Here is a 19252-nt window from a genome sequence, read left to right as displayed (position 1 = left end):
CAAGAAGCATGTCAACAGCTGTTGATATGCTTCTTTTTTTTATATACAATGAATTCATTGATAATCATTCTCACCAAATGAACGGAGGCTGAACCCATGCTGCATACATCATCGTCCTGCCCCCCACTCCACTCTCTGCTATTTCAGCTAAACGAGGCCGAACTGATGATTCAAGCTGCCGATTCAAGCTCTATAACGCGTACAACCCAGGACTATACCCTTCTCATATTTACTGGAGGGAACGGACAATTGAACCTCGATGATCAAAGCGTGATACTAAGTACGGATAAATGTTATCTACTATCTCCTGGAATCTCCTATAGTACGGACAACCAGGAGCTGACGTTGTATTATTACCTCATCACCTTTACAGCAATTTATACAACCGAGCATCCTAAACGATATTCTGGAGAGCTGCTTTCCGGCAGACGGGAGTTAATTGTGCACCCGTTCACCAAGGTAATCCGACTAGTCGAAGACCTGCTCATGAACAGGAATAACACCGATGATGTACAACAATTCAAGCGACAATTAAAATTCCAAGAATTGCTGCTGCTACTTTTTGAGCATAATTACCCTTCCAAACACCTGCCAAGTCCTACGGAATCCGTAGAAAAGACCATAACATTCATTCAGGAGCATTATACAGAGAGTATCACCGTGAAGCAGTTAGCTGAACTGGCGGGAATATCAATCTGGCAATATACACCGATCTTTCAGCAGCTTACGGGTAAAAAGCCGCTTGAATACCTGACGGATCTGCGCATTAATCATTCCAAACGATTCCTGCAGGAATCGACTGAACCACTGCGGGAAATCGCCAGACTGGTCGGCTTCTCGGACGAATACTATTTCAGCCGCCGCTTTCGGCAAAAAACCGGAGTTACACCCGGACAATATGCACATCAGAAAGGTCGTAAGCTTACCGTCAAGGATTGGACGGGTCATGAGGTGGAGATTCCAGAGCGAGCGAAACGTATTGTCTATCATGGCGAAACACTTGGCGACCTTCTCGCGTTAGGCGTAAAGCCTATCGGTGGAGATGAAGCGTTCGCCCGGAACAGCGTCTATAAACATCGGCTTAAGAAGCTCGCCAACGTCGGGTTTCCACTGGACCCGCAGTTGACCGCTTCCCTAAACCCAGATTTGATCATTTTGGCAAATAGTGATGAAAGAGCCTACAGAGCAGTTTCTGGTATCGCTCCGACACTCACCTTTGATTCATTTGCATCTCTCGACAAACGAATGCGGACACTAGGCAGTTGGCTAGGTAAACAGCGCGAAGCCGAAGCATGGCTGGAGTCATTCACAATCAAAAACGCTGCCATGTGGCAGCAGCTTTACACGACAACCCTCCAAGTTGGAGAAACCGCCTCTGCTTTGGTCTATGATCATGGAGATCATCTGTATGCTATGGGAATGTCCGGATTCTCCACTGCGCTTTATGCCCCATGTGGATTACAACCGACTGAAGAGATCCAGGCCATATTGGACGAAGAGTTAGGGTTCGCCGAAGTTGATCCAACACGACTGCCTGCCTACGCCGGAGATCATATCTTCATGTTCATTCCGGAACGCAAAGACTCGCGAGCTGCGATGGAACGATTACTAGACAGTTCACTTTGGAACAATCTCCCGGCAGTACGTCAGGGACATGTTTATCTGCTCGACGGAAGCAAATGGAACTCTAGTGATGCGTTAACCCGGGAGAAGCTGCTAACGCTGTTGCCTAAACTACTCGGCGGAAGTAGCGCTAGCAATTGAAAGTGAATCTAGGATTCTCTTTTGACTTTTCAAAACTTGATAGGGTATACTTTATCTACGCTTAATTTCCAACTTTTACAGTTGAAAAGCGGGGGAACCAGTTAATTGGGGCGAATCATTGAGCATTAGAATGTAGGGTACCATCTTACCCGAGTCCGTCAGCTAACCTCGTCAGCAGTGGATGGGTCTGCTTTTCATGTTATTTACATAACCAGAGACCCTTGCTAAGGGTCTCTTTTTGTGCTTTTTTGGACCCTGCTGGCAGTAGATTGGCCTTTGACACTAAGGCTCCCTCATTTCTCACACTACGAGACAAAGGAGAGATGTACGTGCAAAAGGTAAAGTACTTCACGGATATTAACAAAATAGCTATGTTGTCTGAGCTGGAAAAAGAGAATCTGAAAGAAATTACGGACAAATTTGTTTTTCGTGTAAATGACTACTATCTGTCTTTGATTAACTGGGATGATCCAAATGATCCCATCCGTAAGCTGGTTATTCCTAACGAAGGTGAACTGCTGGAGTATGGGCGCTGGGACGCCTCCGATGAGGACACGAATTATGTGGTACCTGGTTGTCAGCACAAGTATAGAACAACTGCACTACTGATTGTATCCGAGGTCTGCGGGGCTTATTGCCGCTACTGTTTCCGTAAGCGTCTGTTCCGAAATGACGTGAAAGAGGCGATGGCTGATGTCTCTCCAGGCTTGGAGTATATCGCAAATAATCCGGAGATTAACAACGTACTTCTTACGGGCGGGGACAGTTTAATTCTCTCCACACCGAAGCTAAGATCCATTATTGAAAATCTAAGAAGCATTGAGCATGTTAAGATCATTAGACTGGGTTCCAAAATTCCCGTATTTAATCCGATGCGGATCTCTGAAGACGAAGAACTGCTGGAGCTGATTCGTACTTACTCTACCGAAGACAAACGAATCTATGTTATGGCGCACATCAATCATCCTCGTGAAATCACACCTGAAGCCAAAAAAGCATTTAAAGCTCTCCACAACGCAGGGGCAATTGTCGTAAATCAGACCCCCATCCTCAAAGGCATCAACGATGATCCCGTTATTTTAGGGGAACTACTGGACCGGCTTTCATGGGCTGGCGTTACACCCTACTACTTCTTTGTGAACCGGCCCGTAGCCGGAAACCGGGATTTCGTATTACCGCTCGAGCAAGTCTATCAAATTGTAGAAGAAGCCAAAGCCAGAACCTCAGGACTTGGCAAAAGAGTACGCTTATCCATGAGCCACACCTCAGGAAAAATAGAAATTCTCGCCATTGATAACGGAAAAGCCTATCTCAAATACCATCAATCCAGAGATCAGGAATACGGAAAATTTATGATTCTAGATTGTCCAAAGGACGCCGAATGGTTCGATGACCTGCCTGGGAATGAGCAATATTGGACCCCACCTGTGAAAAAAAACGATGCTATTATTTCTGTTAATGATTTATCAGGCGAGCCTGCGGATTTAATCTGTAAATAGATTTAATCGACTCTGTCATAGGATATTTCTTCATCACCAACAACAAAACTCCTCCCTCCCAAAATTAGCCCGAAAAAATCTATGATATAATCACGCTGTAACACGAAATGGACTAATGGGTGGGAATGCACACATGAAATTGGAACGATTGATTTCTATGATCTACAAGCTATTGAACCACGAAGTTTTATCTGCCTCCAAGCTGGCTGAAGAGTTTCAGGTTTCCCAGCGAACAATCTATAGAGATATCGATGTGATTTGTGCCGCTGGCATCCCGGTCGTATCGTATCAGGGTACTAAAGGTGGATATGGCATCATGGACGGATATAAAATGGATAAAAGCCTGCTCCGTTCGTATGATATCACTTCTCTGATTACTGTACTGAACAGTCTTTCTTCCGTGTTTGAAGATGAACATACGCAAGGAACCATTGAACGGCTGCAAACGATTGGAACGGAGCCACAGACCTCTAGTCTCGCGGTGGATCTTGAAACCCGGCGTACGGATCCTGACGCACTTCCTCTTTTACGTGCGGCTATAGCGGAACGAAATGTTGTCCGTTTTGATTACATCAGTGTAAAAAATGAACATACAACCCGTGAAATGGAACCAGTAAAGCTTCATTTTAAATATAGCAACTGGTACATCTATGGTTATTGCCGGACACGGCAGGACTATCGGGAGTTCCGACTTTCCCGGATGCTGAATTTGTTCCTGACGCAGGATACCTTTCATTCGCAACATGAGGTACCCAAAGAGGCCGGCTGTTCAAACAGGGCAGATCAGGTGGAGGAAATAGTGATCCGGGTAGGCCCTGAGGCTTTAGCAGAAGCTTTGGATCAGTTTCATCAAGTCGACAAGGAATTTCATTTCGATAAAAGCATGACGATGCGAATTCCTGTGTATAAGCCATTGGAAGCACGTTGGCTTTGGTCCATTCTGCTGAGTTTCGGCAGCGGCGCCGAAGTCCTCGAACCCCCTGCATTGCGAGGTATTTTAAAAGAGCAGCTTCAAAACACACTCAAACTTTATGAAGAAGTATGACAGTCTGATGTCATACTTCTTCTTTTATATTAACTACAGTAACAAAAAACAAATCCATGACCATTCAAAAGGAGAATGTACGAATGACAAATTATCCAGTAGAAATGTTTAAATACCACACATGGGCAAACCAAACTATCCTGGGGAGAATCAAGGAACTCCCGCCTTCTGTGCTAAGTCAAGAAGTGAACAGCTCATTTCCCACCATCGCTCATGCCCTTAGCCATATCTATGCGGTTGATACGATGTGGTATCTTGTATTAACAGGCACTGCCATGCCAGAGGCTTTTCAACAAAGTATCCCGCTAAATTTGAGCATTCTAGATTCTGTGGATGAATACGTAAATATCTTTGCCCAGCTATCAGAACAATACAAAGCATGGTTACACAACCAATCCGATTTGGAGCAAACCATTCTGCTTGACAATCCATTCGCCGGAATCCGCCAAACACACCTATCAGAAATTGTGTTGCAAGTCGCCAATCACGGGACTTATCATAGAGGCAATGTATCTACTATGTTACGGCAGTTAGGCCATGCTTCCACCATGAATGACTATGCTCTTTTTTGGTATCAGGTTCCTACGGAAGCTATTTAATCTCGGATGGGCAAGACGCTCCACTCCATACCTAGAAAGGAAATTGTATTTTAATTATGGAGATTAAAAATCTAATTACAGTAAAAACGAGAGAAGATTTAAGAGTTTGGCTGCAGGAGAATTGTAAGACTGAACAATCTTGTTGGGTACTCGTTAGTATGACGCCAAACCCAGAAACGTTGCTATATTTGGACGTAGTTGAGGAATGTTTGTGTTTTGGATGGATCGATGGAGTGAAAAAGAAAATTTCGGAAACGGAGCTGGCGCAAAGACTCTCTCCCCGAAGCAAAAGAAGCTCTTGGACTGAATTGAATAAAGAGCGTGTCCGCCGCCTTGAAAAGCTGGGGTTAATGAGTGCTGAAGGAAAACGGGTACTTCCTGATATGAACCCTGATTCTTTTATAGTAGATAAGATTATAGAGCAAAGGCTAAAAGAGGACAGTCAAGTATATGAGAATTTCACAGCCTTTCCAGCCCTTTATAAAAGAGTTCGGATCGACACGATCCAAAGCAATAAACATCAGCCAGATTTATTTAAGAGTAAATTAGACAAATTCATTGCAAACACTAAAGAAAATAAAATGTACGGGCAATGGCATGATAATGGACGTCTGCTAGATTATTAAGCTGCGCTATATGCATGATCTCCTGCTGAGGCTTTCGGACTCCAATGACGCTATTTACTAATTTGTCGCCTTTTCAGCAATCCATCGGACCCCAGTGCAGCTATTCCTTAGAAACTGGCTCTTATAAGGCGTTTTTTTGGCCAATAGGAGCTATGCGGTCCGATAATACTCCAAATGGCGGATTTTCTTGCATATAAGGTCTGCTGAGTCCGATACCGCTGAAGTATGATCATTCGCTGGACTCCTGAGTCCGATACCGCCAAGTATGATCATTCGCTGATCTGCTGAGTCCGATACCGCCGAAGTATGGTCATTCGCTGGGTCTACTGCTACTGCTACCATGATCTCCTGCTGAGGCTTTCGGACTCCAATGACGCTATTTACTAATTTATCGCCTTTTCTGCAACTCATCGGACTCCAGCGCAGCTATTCCTTAGAAAGGGGCTCTTATACGGTGATTTTTCCGCCATTAGGAGCTATGCGGTCCGATAATACTCCAAATGGCGGATTTTCTTGCTTATAAGGTCTGCTGAGTCCGATACGCCGAAGAATGATCATTCGCTGGGTCTACTGCTACCGCTACTACTGCTACTGCTACTGTTACTGCTACTGCTACTGCTACTGCTACTGCTGCTACTACTGCTCTAATACCATGATCTCCTGCTGAGGCTTTCGGACTCCAATGACGTTATTTACTAATTTATCGCCTTTTCTGCAACTCATCGGACTCCAGTGCAGCTATTCCTTAGAAACTGGCTCTTATAATGCGTTTTTTTCGCCAATAGGAGCTATGCGGTCCGATAATACTCCAAATGGCGGATTTTCCTGCATTTAAGGTCCGCTGGGTCCGATACCGCTGAAGCATAGTCTTTCGCTGGGTCTACTGCTACTGCTACTGCTACCATGATCTCCTGCTGAGGCTTTCGGACTCCAATGACGCTATTTACTAATTTATCGCCTTTTCAGCAACTCATCGGACTCCAGCGCAGCTATTTCTTAGAATCAGGCTCTTATACGGTGATTTTTCCGCCATTAGGAGCTATGCGGTCCGATAATACTCCAATTGGCGGATTTTCCTGCTTATAAAGTCTGCTGAGTCCGATACGCCGAAGAATGATCATTCGCTGGACTCCTGAGTCCGACACGCCGAAGAATAATCATTCGCTGGTCTGCTGAGTCCGATACCGCCGAAGCATAGTCTTTCGCTGTCTGTTGCTACCGTATCCTAATCATCTGCGGATCAAACACCATTGACTCATGATCATCTGTTAATCCTACAGTTCTACGTAAGTATAATTCATCAGTTAATCCCAAAGTGCTAAGTACGCGCGAATGGGATTGGTTCAGACGTTCAGACGAAGTTTAGAGTTGAGAGCAGAGGTTTGGTTTAAGTTCAAAAAAAGAGAGGTGCCCCAGCCATTTTCATGGCTTTTGGGCACCTCTTTTATTAAGTTACAGCCCTTCAGCCAGAATCCATTTCAGGAACATCCCTGTGTAGGATTCCCGTACTTCAGCAACCTGCTCCGGTGTACCTTCAGCTACAAGCTTACCGCCCACAACGCCACCTTCAGGGCCGATGTCAATCACCCAGTCGGACTCCCGAATCAGCTCTAAGCTGTGCTCCACAACTACGACAGTATTTCCCGTATCAACCAATTTGCTCAATAAGGTATGGAGCTGCTTGATGTCTGACGGATGAAGGCCTGTTGTGGGTTCGTCAAGCAGATAGAGCGTATGGTTTTTGGAAGGTTTGCTCAGCTCTTTAGCCAGTCTAATCCGTTGCCCTTCACCACCGGATAAGGTTTTGACAGATTGTCCCCATTTAAGGTAACCGAGACCCACCTCACACAATGTCTCGATAATCCCCGCCATTTTGGCTTCCGACTTAAGAATCGGCAAGCTTTCCTGTACGGACATGTCCAGCAGATCCGAGATGGAATATCCATCATATTTCACCTGGAGAACCTCATCCGTAAATCTTCTCCCCTTGCATGCGTGGCATTTAACCTCCAGATCGGGTAAGAAATTCATGTCTACAGTCAGCACCCCAAGACCCTGACAGGTTTCGCAGCGTCCACCCGGTGTGTTAAAGGAAAAATGCTTGGAGGTCAGTTTTCTTTTTTTCGCCTCCGGCAAAGCAGCAAACAGCTGGCGCAGATGTGTGAATACATCTGTATACGTCGCTACATTAGAACGCAGCATTCTACCCATGGGCGATTGGTCAAAGATCACTATATTTCCAACCTGATCTAAGCCCGCAATCTCCGCACAGCCTATTTGCTCATGTCCTTTCGTACTGCCTTGCGCAAGAATATCAAAGACTAGTGTCGACTTGCCTGAACCCGAAACCCCAGTTACAGAAACTAGACAATCTAGAGGAAATGAAACCTCCGGGATATCAATATTCCGGTACTGTGCCTGTCGGATGGTGATTTGTTTTCCGTCACCTTTCCGGCGAACGTATGCAGCAGTCTTATTACGCTCTTCTCTAAGATAGGCTCCCGTAACAGAAGTCTCGCTTGCCATCAAATCCTCAATGCTGCCCTCGCCAACAACTTGCCCTCCGTCCAGACCAGCACTCGGACCCATATCAATAATATGATCGGCAGCGCGCATCATCTCGATATCATGCTCGATAACGAGCACCGTATTACCCAAATCGCGCAGCTCCTGAAGCACTCGAATGAGGCCAACAGTATCCCGCGGATGAAGCCCGGTCGTCGGTTCATCTAGAATGTATAACACTCCAGTCAGACCTGACCCCAGCAATGAGGCAAGGCGCAGCCGTTGTGCCTCTCCACCAGAGAGGGAGACCGTCTGACGGTTCATGGAAAGATAACCAAGACCAACATCGATAATCCGTTTTAGTCGGGTAGGCATTTCGTGAAGGATGGGTTCAAGCAGATGAAGTCCCTCGGCGGGCAAAGCCGCCTCCAAGCCTTTCGTCCACTCGTAAACATCGCTTAATGGCCAATCCGATACCTCCGTAATCGATGCGCCAGCTACCCGAACGAGACGAACTTCTTTTTTTAAGCGAGTGCCAAGACATTCTGGGCATTGCTGCTCATGAAAAAATCCGCCGTCTTTTTCCTGTGTACCAGCTTCTCCTTCCTTCTCCTTGTATCGCCGCCACAAACCAGGAATGACGCCTTCAAATTTGGTGCCTTGAATCGGCTTAACATTGGGAAAATGGCGCTTAAACGCCTCACTTTCCACTCCGTAATATAACAAGTCGCGCTGAATTTCGCCGTAATTTTTTAAGGGCTGATCTGGGTCAAACTCAAAACCAAAATGCTTGCCAGCGGCCACTAATATACGCATCTGTATATCACGATGAACACCATTCAGCGAGGCCACCCCACCCTCACGCATACTAAGCTCTGGATTAAACACTGCCGCTTCATTTATAGTTGCCACAGATCCAACACCACCGCAGGCTTCACAAGCTCCCTCCGGCTTATTAAAAGAAAAGTGTGACATGCCCAGCTTCTCAAGCTCAGCTCCGCAATGCGGACAACCCATCGTTTGACCATGCATTTCCTCGTCTTCCTCGATCAGCAATCCCCTCGCTTCAAAAGAAGGTGGAATGCTGCCACTACAGGAAGGGCAAACCCGCTCGCCTAATCTGGAAAAGATAAACCGGACAAACGTATAGATGTCGGTGACTGTCCCAACTGTCGAACGGGGATTACGATTGGTGACATGTTGTCCAACACTAATGGACGGAGACAGTCCAATAATAGACTCCACCTTTGGTTTGCTGATCGTATCTGACGTCATGCCCATGGAATCCAAATACTGTCTTTGGCATTCCCGCTGAAGTGTATCCATAGCTAACGTCGATTTCCCTGATCCCGAAGGTCCTGTCAGGACAACTAGCTTATACTTAGGAATCGTGAGCGAGACATTTTTCAGATTATTCTCTCTTGCCCCTTTAATAACAATAGTCTCTTTCACATCTATTCCCCTCTCAATTCAACCCACTGGTTCGTAGTTATATCTTCTATCCATATGGTTGCCCAAAGCTGTTGGATTGCAATTATTTTGCAAAACATTTCTAATTTCGATAGAATGTATTTGATAAATCACAAAATTTTCAAATAACTTTATAATCTAATATCTTGACTATCAAGATATAATTATTTTAAAAGGAGCGTTATCTTTTGTCAAGCCACGAACAACCTACACCAGAGCAGGAACAATTCACCTTGCTTATGCGCAGTTTGGGAAACCGAACGGTATTGTACCAACAAAATGTAGCCGCCTCACTTGGGTTATACAATAATGATTTCTTATCTATAGATATTCTACGGGAGAAAGGTCCGATCACTGCTGGAGAACTGTCTAAATTAACCGGTCTGACCACAGGCAGTGTTACGGCATTAATAGACCGGCTCGAAAAAAATGGCTATGTCCGCAGACAAAATGACCCGAATGACCGCCGTAAAGTGATTATTGTGCCATTATATGAGAATAAAGATGATGTCATTAATACGTACCAACCGCTCCATACCGCCATGGTTAAGCTCGCAGCTTCTTATACGGATGAAGAGCTCGCCCTTATTTCGCAGTTTTTAGGCCAAGCAAGTGCGGTTCTGGAAGAGCAGATTGATCAGCTTGGATCCACTGCGCGCGGCAAATCTTCTTCCTAAGATACGTATTTATACAAAAAAGGACGATATCCAAAAGTCATACGACTCTCTGGATACCGTCCTTTTCCATTTATTTTCTAATACCAATCGTTACAATTTCGCATGAACCGATCTGTAAGTCAAAGCTACCTTTCTCTTTCTCATCACTAGTGACTGGGTGGCTCTCCTCTTCTAGAATCGTCGTTTTATAGAAATACTGCTGTGGAATAGACGAATGGAAGGCCAGGTTGGTGTTCTGCTGACTCATGTTGTACCAACGCAGCAGTATATCTCCAGTCTGCTCGTTCATTTTCAGTGAAGAAAATGCGAGTTCCCTACTCTCCCAATCAAATGGAGTATACACCGGCGCAACCACGCCTGCATGTACATCTGTCTGACATACAATCCACGGAACCTGGAATTGGTAAGCTTCAGCATAAGCACCAGAAGTTATACCCTCACCTGTGTGCGGGATTAGCTCCATACGAACAACGTGCTCTCCCAGACACTGCGCTTCTGGAGTTGGGAATAGCCCCCAGTCACCAAGTTCGCCAACAGAACGTAGCAGCGTAATCGCAATAGTGTTACGCCCATCTCGCAGCACTTCATATTCATTTAATCCAAAATTAGCGACGGTTAGACCCGCTTTCCCATCACTAACATCAACAAAGGCTTGCTGATGTTGCGTGTTACTCGGATTCTTCCATTCTGTGGCTGGTTCAATATTCCGCTCAGCAACCTCGAACATCGAATCTACACGATGCGTGGCAGCGTTCAAATCTGTTGGAAACAGTATACGAATCCGGTGATCTTTGGCGTGGTTATCTATTGTCGTTTCGATATGCAATCCCTTTCCGCCCCGCTCCAAGGAGATTACAGTACGAAGTTTCAGAATGACTGTGTCACTACTGCGCTGAGCTTTGCGCTCCGGATAATAAACCAGTGCACGCTGCTCCTCATCCAGCTTATCATCTGCCGAGGCTGGAATCTCCCAGTTATGGTTAATTTCTATAGCGGCGCGAAACGATGTATTTTCCAGTACACAAATGTTAGCCTTCAGTCCTTTAGTCGTCAAAGCTTGTTCAGCCTCTGGCTGTTTGTACATATATTCATTGCCGATATCCCCGGTGTTTTCATATACACCAAGATCTTGATAGGTCACTCCACTAGTTTTGTCACTTAGCATAAACGAACCATCATCATTAATGACTACCTTGATAACGTCATTTTCCAGCACCCGATCTCCATATAGCAAAGATTCAGCGGCTATTGCCAGTTTTGCATCTGCTCGGCGAACCCAAGCATATGATCGAAGACCTAGCGCAGGAACTTCTACGGCTTCAAAGGTAAGTCTTACCCGGCGGCACATATACGGCTGACGGAACTTATCATCTGGCAAATCATAACCAAACTGAAGCCCCAAGTCCTTCAGCTGGCAGGCAATGTTATTCCCTTGATCGTCTACTAACATACGACCGTGCAAGTCAATTCCAATCATACGGCTAGCCGTTTCTTCCAGAGAGAATCCTTCTCGCAAATATAGACGCGCCACATCAAGTTCTACGCTCACAGTACCCGTGCGACTCCAACCCGTCATATTCATCGCTACTAGTGGAAGCACGTCTTCACCATATGCTGTAAACCCGGACGTATCCACAGCTTCTGCAATCACTCGTTTACTATCCTCAACAATGGTCTCTGCCACATGACGGCTTTTGTCAAAACGGGTGACCATCTCACGGTGTACCTCATCCACGCTGCATCCACAAATACTATCATGCGGATGATTTTGCATTAATGTCTTCCATGCATAGGTGAACAGATGATGGGGGTACTCTTTTCCCAGTAAATGTGCGAACGAAGCAAGTGGCTCGGCCAACTTTTCAAGCAAGATTTGCCCTTCCTGATTCCTCTGTTTCAAATAGACACGAGCAGACGCGGTATTCACTAACGTACCCCATCCATCGGTATGCTGGCTCCGCAGTTCGCCCTTTACAGTCGACAGATTGCTGCGATCCATTACACCCTCTACGGCCTTAAGGTAATCAGGAAAGTTCGAATGAATGAACTCCATATCTGGATACAACCGCTTCGCAGTTTCGATAGCCTCTGGCAAATCCAGTTGAGCCGGCTGATGATCACAACCATTCATGAACAGCAGCTCACCTGTAGAGGCAAACTTCCGCGCATCTGCCAGCTTTTTCTCCCAGAACACTTTGGCTTCTGCTTCATTTACAGGCACTTCGTTTCCGTTAGAATACCAATTGGCAAATAGGATGCCGACCACTTTTGATCCATCAGGACCTTCCCAAATCAGCTCCGAGAATGAGGATTCGTAACCTCCATCCGACACCGTATTATTGAATCCAGTGGGCTTCACACCTCTTCCAAAAAAGGCATTATTGATGCCGGATTGCAGCATTAATTGTGGAGTCTGGCCGACTAGACCAAAGGTGTCCGGAAAATAACCGATTTTGGAGGGTTCCCCGTAACGCTTCGAATCCTGATGGCCAATCTGCATATTACGAACATTGGCCTCCCCACTAGTAAGGAACGCATCCTGCAAAATATACCAAGGTCCTATTAGAAGGCGACCTTCCGTAATATATTTCTGCAGCCGCTCTTGATTTTCGGGACGTACCTGAAGATAATCTTCCAGAATAATCGTCTGTCCATCCAGATAGAAACTCTTAAATTCGTTATCCTCATCCAACCGGTTCAGTAATTCATCAACCAGTTTCACTAAGCGTACATGATGCTTCTCATAGGGAAGATACCATTCCCGGTCCCAGTGTGTATGTGAAATGATATGGGCTGTCTGAGGGCTAATTGATTGTTTTGAACTTTCCAAAGTGAAGACCTCCTTATATGCAATGCGTTCTATCTACTAAGATGCTTAATGTAGAAAATGTGGATAATTCACATGGATCTCGACTTCCTGCGGGCGATAAACACCAAGCAAATCTCCTTTACTATCCGTGGCAAAAAGAACAGAACGTTCCTGTTCCAACACGAACGAATAAGTTCGGCCAGTGGCTGAATCCTTCACCTCGATCTTTGCATCTTGGGCATATTCCGACACGAAGGTAAAAAGTGCACCCGTAGCAAAGCTCAGTTTTCGTCCGTAGATACCCGCTAAGTCCCCACCACTAATCCATTCAAAATCACGTTCCACAAAAGCAGCATTAACCGCGTAGCGGTAAAGTGCAGCCGTAGTATCCCTACGCTCACTCAATTCAACTGGCAGTGGACTCCATAGGAGTCGACCCTTGCCCAGCGGAAGGTTCACGACAGTGTCTATAGTAGAACTTCCACCATTTTTTTGAATGATCGTTTCCTTCGTCACCTCAGCTATCCGGCGGTGGCCGAAAGAGACGGGGAGTTCTTGGCCTTGAAGGCTAAGCACTTCTTCGCGGCGCACATTACGCAATTCACGTTTGCCAAGAATATCATTCAAGCGGTCTGATGAACGCCAATAAGCATCAATTCCGAGCGGGCCAGTGGCAAGCAACACCGCTCCTGTCTCTTCAACAATGTGTAACAACCGTTCCATCGCTGCATCAGCGAAGTTATGCGCGCTTGGCAGTATAATCATCTTCGCAGGGTTCTTTTCCAAATCATCTAGATGGTATTCGGATGCCCCCCGAAAAGACATCTTGAGCTCATAAGACAGAATGCGGGTAAGCTCTGTTGTAGACGCAAAAGCCAACTTTCGATTAGAGAAATCATTCGAATAAGGGAACACCACCGCAATCTCTTCCAATTTCCGATCACCAAATATATCACGGATACCTTCTATAAACTTCCCGAAATCATAAGATACGTCTGCCTCAGGCTTCTCGGTTCCATCTGCTCTCAGTGCTCCGATATGGGACTCATTCGCATTATCCATATAGAAATTCGTATTCCAGATCCAGTGAATAGCCCCCGCACCAGCCGTTCCAAAAGCGTAAGCATACTTCCGTTCCAGCAAATTCCGCAGCTCTTGTTCTGAACGTTTGGCTCGGCCATCTGGAGCTTCTACATACATGACGCCAGTCTCCTGAATTAGGTTTGGCTTATTGGGGGTTTTGGCAAAAATGCCATCCCATATCAAATAGTCGTTAAACCACCAGGAATGCACAGTAGTGTAATCTACCGCCTCCTCATAGAAAAACGGCGAAGGACGCTGCGCTCCTAGTCCCTCATCCTGGCCAACCGTAACCATCTGAGCTGGACATTGCTCCTTAATGGTGTCGTATAATTGCTTCACCCAACGGTTATGCATCTCCATAGAAAACAGACAATAATCCAACCAGCGTGTTCCCCTCTTGGCACTGTGCATATCTTGTACGTCGAAGTTCATCTCTTTTGCTTCAGGCAGCCCTGCCGATGCAAAGTCCGTAAGCTGTGCGGGCGTCATATTCCAACGTTCCTGTAGTACTTCAATTTCCACATGTCTATGTCGAAGCCATTCTATGAAAGCTTGTCGCTCAAAGCGATCATGGCATGAACTCGGGCCGTCCGAGAAAATACGGTCCGGATCAAACATCGACGGTTCATTAATAAGATCCCAGTCTACATTCGAAGAATCTTTATGACGAGATACAATAGACCGAATGAACCGCTTCTGAGCCTCCACACTTTGTGGGTCCAGATAAGGATTCACCCCTCCCCAAGTTTCCGGGGTGAAGGAAAAGAAAGTAAAGGTGACTTGAAGATCATGCTTCTTCGCCGTCATGATGAAGGCGTCGATCGCCCGCAATACTTCTTCCGAGACATGTCCATCGTCTTGCATCACATTGCGATAAGCTGTCCAGATCCCTGTACGGATCCAGTTAATCCCGGCCTTCCGCATCTGGCCCATATCACGATCCCAAACTCCGGCGTTCGGCAGAAATAGAAATTTACGCGCCACATCACTCGCCATATAAGTCATGCCGACCACTGGTAGCGGACGCCCATCTTTTATAAAATAATCTCTGCCGCTCGTTACCGGATGGCCTGCTGCCAGCAGCTCAGGAGCATGACCCCAGAACCCTTGGCGCAGAATACGAACCTCACCATCACTGGCTTCTGCTTCACAGACAATCTGGTAGAGGCCCCTACTTATCTCCAAAGGAATAGGCAGACGCACCATGTTTAGTTCTGCATTCGCCTTCATTTCCAAACTCTGAGACCACTTCAAAGAGGTATCTGATTCATGCTCTACATGAATTGTGAAATTCCATGTATCTTCATTTCGCATAGAAGGTCTCACTCGTTCAAGCTGCTGAATCTGAAGGGTTAGGGAAGCTCGTTCTCCTGATTCATAAGACGCGTAATTGGGCTTAACCCACATTTCCGTAACACCCTTGCTGCAGAAACGAGCCCAATTGGATATCGCGGAAGGACCTTTTTGCTCCCAAAAAGAAGCTGTTGCAGGTGTATTTACGAACAGCCAGCGTGAACCTGCATATAAACCAATCGTATTCTCCCAAAGAACCACTGGGGCAGCCGTTTCTCGACCCTCGGACGTAATTCCCTTTAAGAGCGGGTAAATCCGTGTGCTCATCGGACCTGCCGAGCCCATTTGATGTGGTAAATCACTCGACTTTGTCGTATGTGGCACGAGGTTCCATGTGTCTGCACTCGTTAGAAAAAGAGATTCTTGACCCTTAAGCAGAGGAATGACATCCAAGGCAAGCAATGAATGGTTGCGTGAGCATTCAACACGAAGTGCCTCATGAATATACAGCTCCTGATGATAGGAAGTCTGCTCCGCTTCCACATGCCATCGGCTATTTTCCCAACGAACAGGTTGTTTGAAGGGTGCGCCTCCAATGCTAATCAGCCCGCCACCTCTTTGCAGGTATTCAAGAATGGCTATCCAGGCCGCTTTCGGGAAATAAGGGGCATGCAGATTGATGAAACAGCCGCCTTCCGTTTCGCATAGCGTTTGTGCAAGCTGATTCTCATTTACAATAGATCCGAACTCACTCATGGATGTAATCGCATCGCTAGGAATGGGACTGGAAATTGGAAAATCAGAATCATAAAATATGATGACAGGTCTGCTCGAGCTGGTCATAGTAGTCCTTCCTTCATCGTTTTATAGACAAGTTGGGAGAACAGGCTATTGGACCAGGCGAACCATTTTCTAGTGAACGTATTCGGATCATCAACATGGAATCCCTCATGCATAAAGCCAGTATCCGCATCTGTAGCTTCTAACATCGCAAGCATCTCCAGCTTTTCTTCCTTAGTTGAAGCCGTCAAACCTTGCATCGATAATGCCATATGCCAGATGTAGTCTTTGGGAGTATGCGGACTGCCGATTCCCTTCGCTGCGGTTCCTTCAAAATAAAAAGGATTCTCCTTGCTCAGAGCAAATCGTCTCGTATTCTGATAAATTTCATCCTCTGCGGTAACATAGCCGAGATAAGGAATCGACAGGAGTCCTGGTGTTCCCGCATCATCCATCAAGCAGTAGTTGCCATAACCATCGGTCTCGTAGGCGTAGATTGGACCGAATTTCGGATGACGATAAATACCATACAATTGAATTCCGTGATCAATCTCAGCTTCTAATGCTTTAAGCTGTTCCAGAAATTCATGATCACGGAATACCCATTCAGCGAATTCCTGCATATGACGTAATGCAACAACAGCGAACATATTCCCCGGGATGTTGTAATGAAAGTCGCATGCATCATCACTCGAGCGGAATCCCGACCAGACCATACCCGTGTAATTAACAGGCATACCTAGACCGTTATTACGCAGTGTATCTTCAGGAATCCCATTGTTACGCGTAAAGCGGTATGGAGATAATTCACTATGGCGCTGTTCAGTTTTGAACAGGTTGAATATTTTGAACATTGCTGCCTTAAATCCGGCGTCGAATATATCAGCCTTTCCGGTTTCTTTCCAATAGGCATAAGCCAGACGCATGGAAAAACAAAGAGAATCGATCTCGAATTTACGTTCCCACACCCAAGGAGACATTTCCGTAATATCGCTAGTGCTCCAATGCCAATCATTCGCTGTCTCATTAAACGCATTGGCGTACGGATCGATATGAATATACTCGATATGACGTTTAATTAACCCGCCAATAATCCGCTGAAGATCGGGATCGTTTTTAGCAAAGGGCACGTAGTGCATAACCTGCTCCACAGAATCTCGCAACCAAGAAGCCGGGATATCTCCTGTAATTACAAACGTTGTTCCATCATCCATAAGCTTAGTCGTTGTCTCAAGCGTATTAGGGAAACAGTTCTTAAAGAGCTGCAACAGCTTCGGCCGATGAGCTAACTTCTCCTCTGCTTCGTTCAATACTTCTTGAACCGCTTGAGGAAGCGGCAGCTTCGGCATAGAGATGGCGGGAAGTCGGAATTGTTCCATATTCTCACTCCTTCATAATAAATGGGGATAGATAGAGAGACGGGCAGCATAGCTGCCCGTCTCCACTAATCCTATTTGAGTTACCTTTAGTGATTAATCTTAGGCGTGTTACGTTCATTAGCTTATTTCTTTGTCTGGTTCCACTCATCAAGTTGCTTTTGAACTTCTGCAATGACTTTATCAAGTCCAGCTTCTTTAAATTTCTTCGCTGCTTTTGGCAGATATGTTTTAGGATCAACAGAACCTGTGTATAGCGCTGGCATAAATTCTTTAGTTACGTTGTTGATAGCCGCTACTTCTGTTTTTACAGGTGTAGGATCAAATGCAAAACCGAAAGTAGGGGCTTCTTTTGAAGAATCATTAAACTTCTTGAAAGCATCCCATTTATCAGCAGGGTCATCAGCATGCAGATAAGTCAGTAACATGTTTCCAAGTGTGAAGCCTGGCATTGCATAGCTATCTTGCATAGCTGGCAGATCTTCAATGACATTGTCAGAGATTTTCTTATAATGTGTTCCTTCAATACCATAGTTGAGCAAATTGCGTAAGTACTTATCTGTATTCAAAAGATTCAAGAACATCATCGCGCGCTCAGGATCACCTGAGGTTACGGAAATCGCGTGCATCGAACCAGCGGCGGACTGTGTATATACATAAGGCTCATGCATAGGCGAAGTTACAATTTCATAACCTGCTGAACGAGACCAACCTTTTTCTGCATAAGGCTGTGTAATTTCGCGATCGGCAAACCATTTACCGGTCTTAATGTTATCAATACCTTCAAGTGTTGCAACGTCTGGGCGTAAGTAACCTGCTGTGTAAAGTCTACGCATCGTATCTAACGATGTTGCAAGTTCAGGTGTCTCCAGAATATTAACAACCTTGCCATCTGTGGAATCCATATAGACCCCGATAGGTAGCTCATCACCTAGTACATAGTCAAATGGCATAAATGGTTTAAAGCCTTTAGGAACAGCTAGCGGTGTAATATCAGCCGGCTCGTTCTCTTTAATCGTTTTAAGAAGTGGCTCTAGATCATCCAATGTACGGATATTGGAAATGTCCATGTTGTATTTATCAACATATTTCTTATTGAAGCGCCATACCCATTGCTGTCCAAGCTCCTTATTTACAGGAACACCATAGATCTCACCTTTAATCTTAGTTCCTTCTAAGAAACGAGGGTCCAAAACTTCTTTCGTTTCCTTACCATACTTATCTAGCAGATCATTCAGACCCAAGAACGTACCATTAGCTGCGTTACGGCGGAAGTCATTTGTCCAAGAAGAGGTAAAGGCAATATCATAAGGCTCACCAGAAGCGGTGATGACTTGCATCTTCTTATCGTAATCGCCCCAATCGAACATCGTTATGTTCAACGTCGCGTTAATTTTTTCTTGGGTATATTTGTTAACTTCTTTTAAGACAAGATCTAAATCCTTTTGAGGCCCACCAATTAAATACATCTTCAACTCATATGGCTTTAATTCTGATGTGTTCCCTGCTGAATTCCCTGCTGCCGCTGAATTGTTTGTTTCTTTAGCAGCATTTGTATTATTATTCGAACCACATCCAGCTAGAAGGCCAGAAAAAAGCATTGTCCCTGCAAGAGCGAGTGTTAAGCCTTTTTTCATTTTCATTTCTATTTTCCCCCTTTAGATTAATGAACGCTTTATTTATATCGATTCCTGTCCTAGCGATTCGAATAAATACATCTTAGTAG

12 protein-coding genes and 1 riboswitch are annotated in these 19252 nt (G+C 45.5%); of the genes, 6 read left to right on the top strand and 6 right to left on the bottom strand.

Features of this window, described 5'->3' with window-relative positions; genetic code table 11:
* Window positions 1-96 precede the first annotated feature (96 nt).
* The 5 genes from MHH50_RS11125 to MHH50_RS11105 all read left to right on the top strand — a co-directional run bounded on the left by MHH50_RS11125 (window position 97) and on the right by MHH50_RS11105 (window position 5533).
* Window positions 97-1764 carry an AraC family transcriptional regulator gene (locus MHH50_RS11125; protein ID WP_076308922.1) on the top strand — a complete coding sequence of 556 codons (1668 nt, stop codon included), beginning with the start codon at window positions 97-99 and terminating at the stop codon, window positions 1762-1764.
* Window positions 1765-1812: 48 nt separating this feature from the next.
* A riboswitch (cyclic di-AMP (ydaO/yuaA leader) is annotated at window positions 1813-1954 on the top strand.
* Window positions 1955-2093: 139 nt separating this feature from the next.
* The gene (locus MHH50_RS11120) at window positions 2094-3263 is read left to right on the top strand and encodes a KamA family radical SAM protein (RefSeq protein ID WP_076130594.1); all 1170 of its coding nucleotides are present in this window, start codon (window positions 2094-2096) and stop codon (window positions 3261-3263) included.
* A 133-nt stretch (window positions 3264-3396) separates the two neighbouring features.
* Complete coding sequence (locus MHH50_RS11115; RefSeq protein ID WP_076308923.1) at window positions 3397-4308, top strand: YafY family protein; 912 nt, start codon at window positions 3397-3399, stop codon at window positions 4306-4308.
* An 83-nt stretch (window positions 4309-4391) separates the two neighbouring features.
* Window positions 4392-4907 carry a DinB family protein gene (locus tag MHH50_RS11110; protein ID WP_076308924.1) on the top strand — a complete coding sequence of 172 codons (516 nt, stop codon included), beginning with the start codon at window positions 4392-4394 and terminating at the stop codon, window positions 4905-4907.
* 56 nt (window positions 4908-4963) lie between these two features.
* The gene (locus MHH50_RS11105; protein ID WP_076193786.1) at window positions 4964-5533 is read left to right on the top strand and encodes a YdeI/OmpD-associated family protein; all 570 of its coding nucleotides are present in this window, start codon (window positions 4964-4966) and stop codon (window positions 5531-5533) included.
* Between the two features lie 150 nt (window positions 5534-5683).
* On the opposite strand, the gene MHH50_RS11100 is transcribed toward MHH50_RS11105, so the two are convergent.
* Together MHH50_RS11100 and uvrA are read right to left on the bottom strand one after the other, a co-directional pair.
* The gene (locus MHH50_RS11100; RefSeq protein ID WP_076308925.1) at window positions 5684-5944 is read right to left on the bottom strand and encodes a hypothetical protein; all 261 of its coding nucleotides are present in this window, start codon (window positions 5942-5944) and stop codon (window positions 5684-5686) included.
* Window positions 5945-6985: 1041 nt separating this feature from the next.
* Window positions 6986-9490, bottom strand: coding sequence for an excinuclease ABC subunit UvrA (uvrA, locus tag MHH50_RS11095; RefSeq protein ID WP_076308926.1), 2505 nt, complete (start codon window positions 9488-9490; stop codon window positions 6986-6988).
* Window positions 9491-9747: 257 nt separating this feature from the next.
* Between uvrA and MHH50_RS11090 the strand changes: the two genes are divergently transcribed.
* Window positions 9748-10185: a MarR family transcriptional regulator gene (locus tag MHH50_RS11090; protein WP_076130010.1), complete on the top strand. Its 438-nt coding sequence runs from the start codon at window positions 9748-9750 to the stop codon at window positions 10183-10185.
* A 70-nt stretch (window positions 10186-10255) separates the two neighbouring features.
* Here MHH50_RS11090 and MHH50_RS11085 read toward each other — a convergent pair whose 3' ends face one another.
* The 4 genes from MHH50_RS11085 to MHH50_RS11070 form a co-directional block, all read right to left on the bottom strand.
* Window positions 10256-13015, bottom strand: coding sequence for an alpha-mannosidase (locus MHH50_RS11085; protein ID WP_256716128.1), 2760 nt, complete (start codon window positions 13013-13015; stop codon window positions 10256-10258).
* Window positions 13016-13060: 45 nt separating this feature from the next.
* A complete protein-coding gene (locus MHH50_RS11080) occupies window positions 13061-16213 on the bottom strand; it encodes a beta-galactosidase (RefSeq protein WP_076308927.1) in 3153 nt (1050 codons plus the stop codon).
* Window positions 16210-17529 carry a glycoside hydrolase family 125 protein gene (locus MHH50_RS11075; RefSeq protein ID WP_076308928.1) on the bottom strand — a complete coding sequence of 440 codons (1320 nt, stop codon included), beginning with the start codon at window positions 17527-17529 and terminating at the stop codon, window positions 16210-16212. The genes MHH50_RS11080 and MHH50_RS11075 overlap by 4 nt, the downstream gene beginning before the upstream one ends.
* Before the next feature lie 122 nt (window positions 17530-17651).
* Window positions 17652-19169, bottom strand: coding sequence for an ABC transporter substrate-binding protein (locus MHH50_RS11070; protein WP_076129999.1), 1518 nt, complete (start codon window positions 19167-19169; stop codon window positions 17652-17654).
* Window positions 19170-19252 lie beyond the last annotated feature (83 nt).

Source organism: Paenibacillus sp. FSL H3-0302 (assembly GCF_037982245.1).
Taxonomy (GTDB): domain Bacteria; phylum Bacillota; class Bacilli; order Paenibacillales; family Paenibacillaceae; genus Paenibacillus_AQ; species Paenibacillus_AQ odorifer.
The sequence above is the reverse complement of the archived record's forward strand: the minus strand, read 5'-3'. Positions and strand labels throughout refer to the sequence as shown.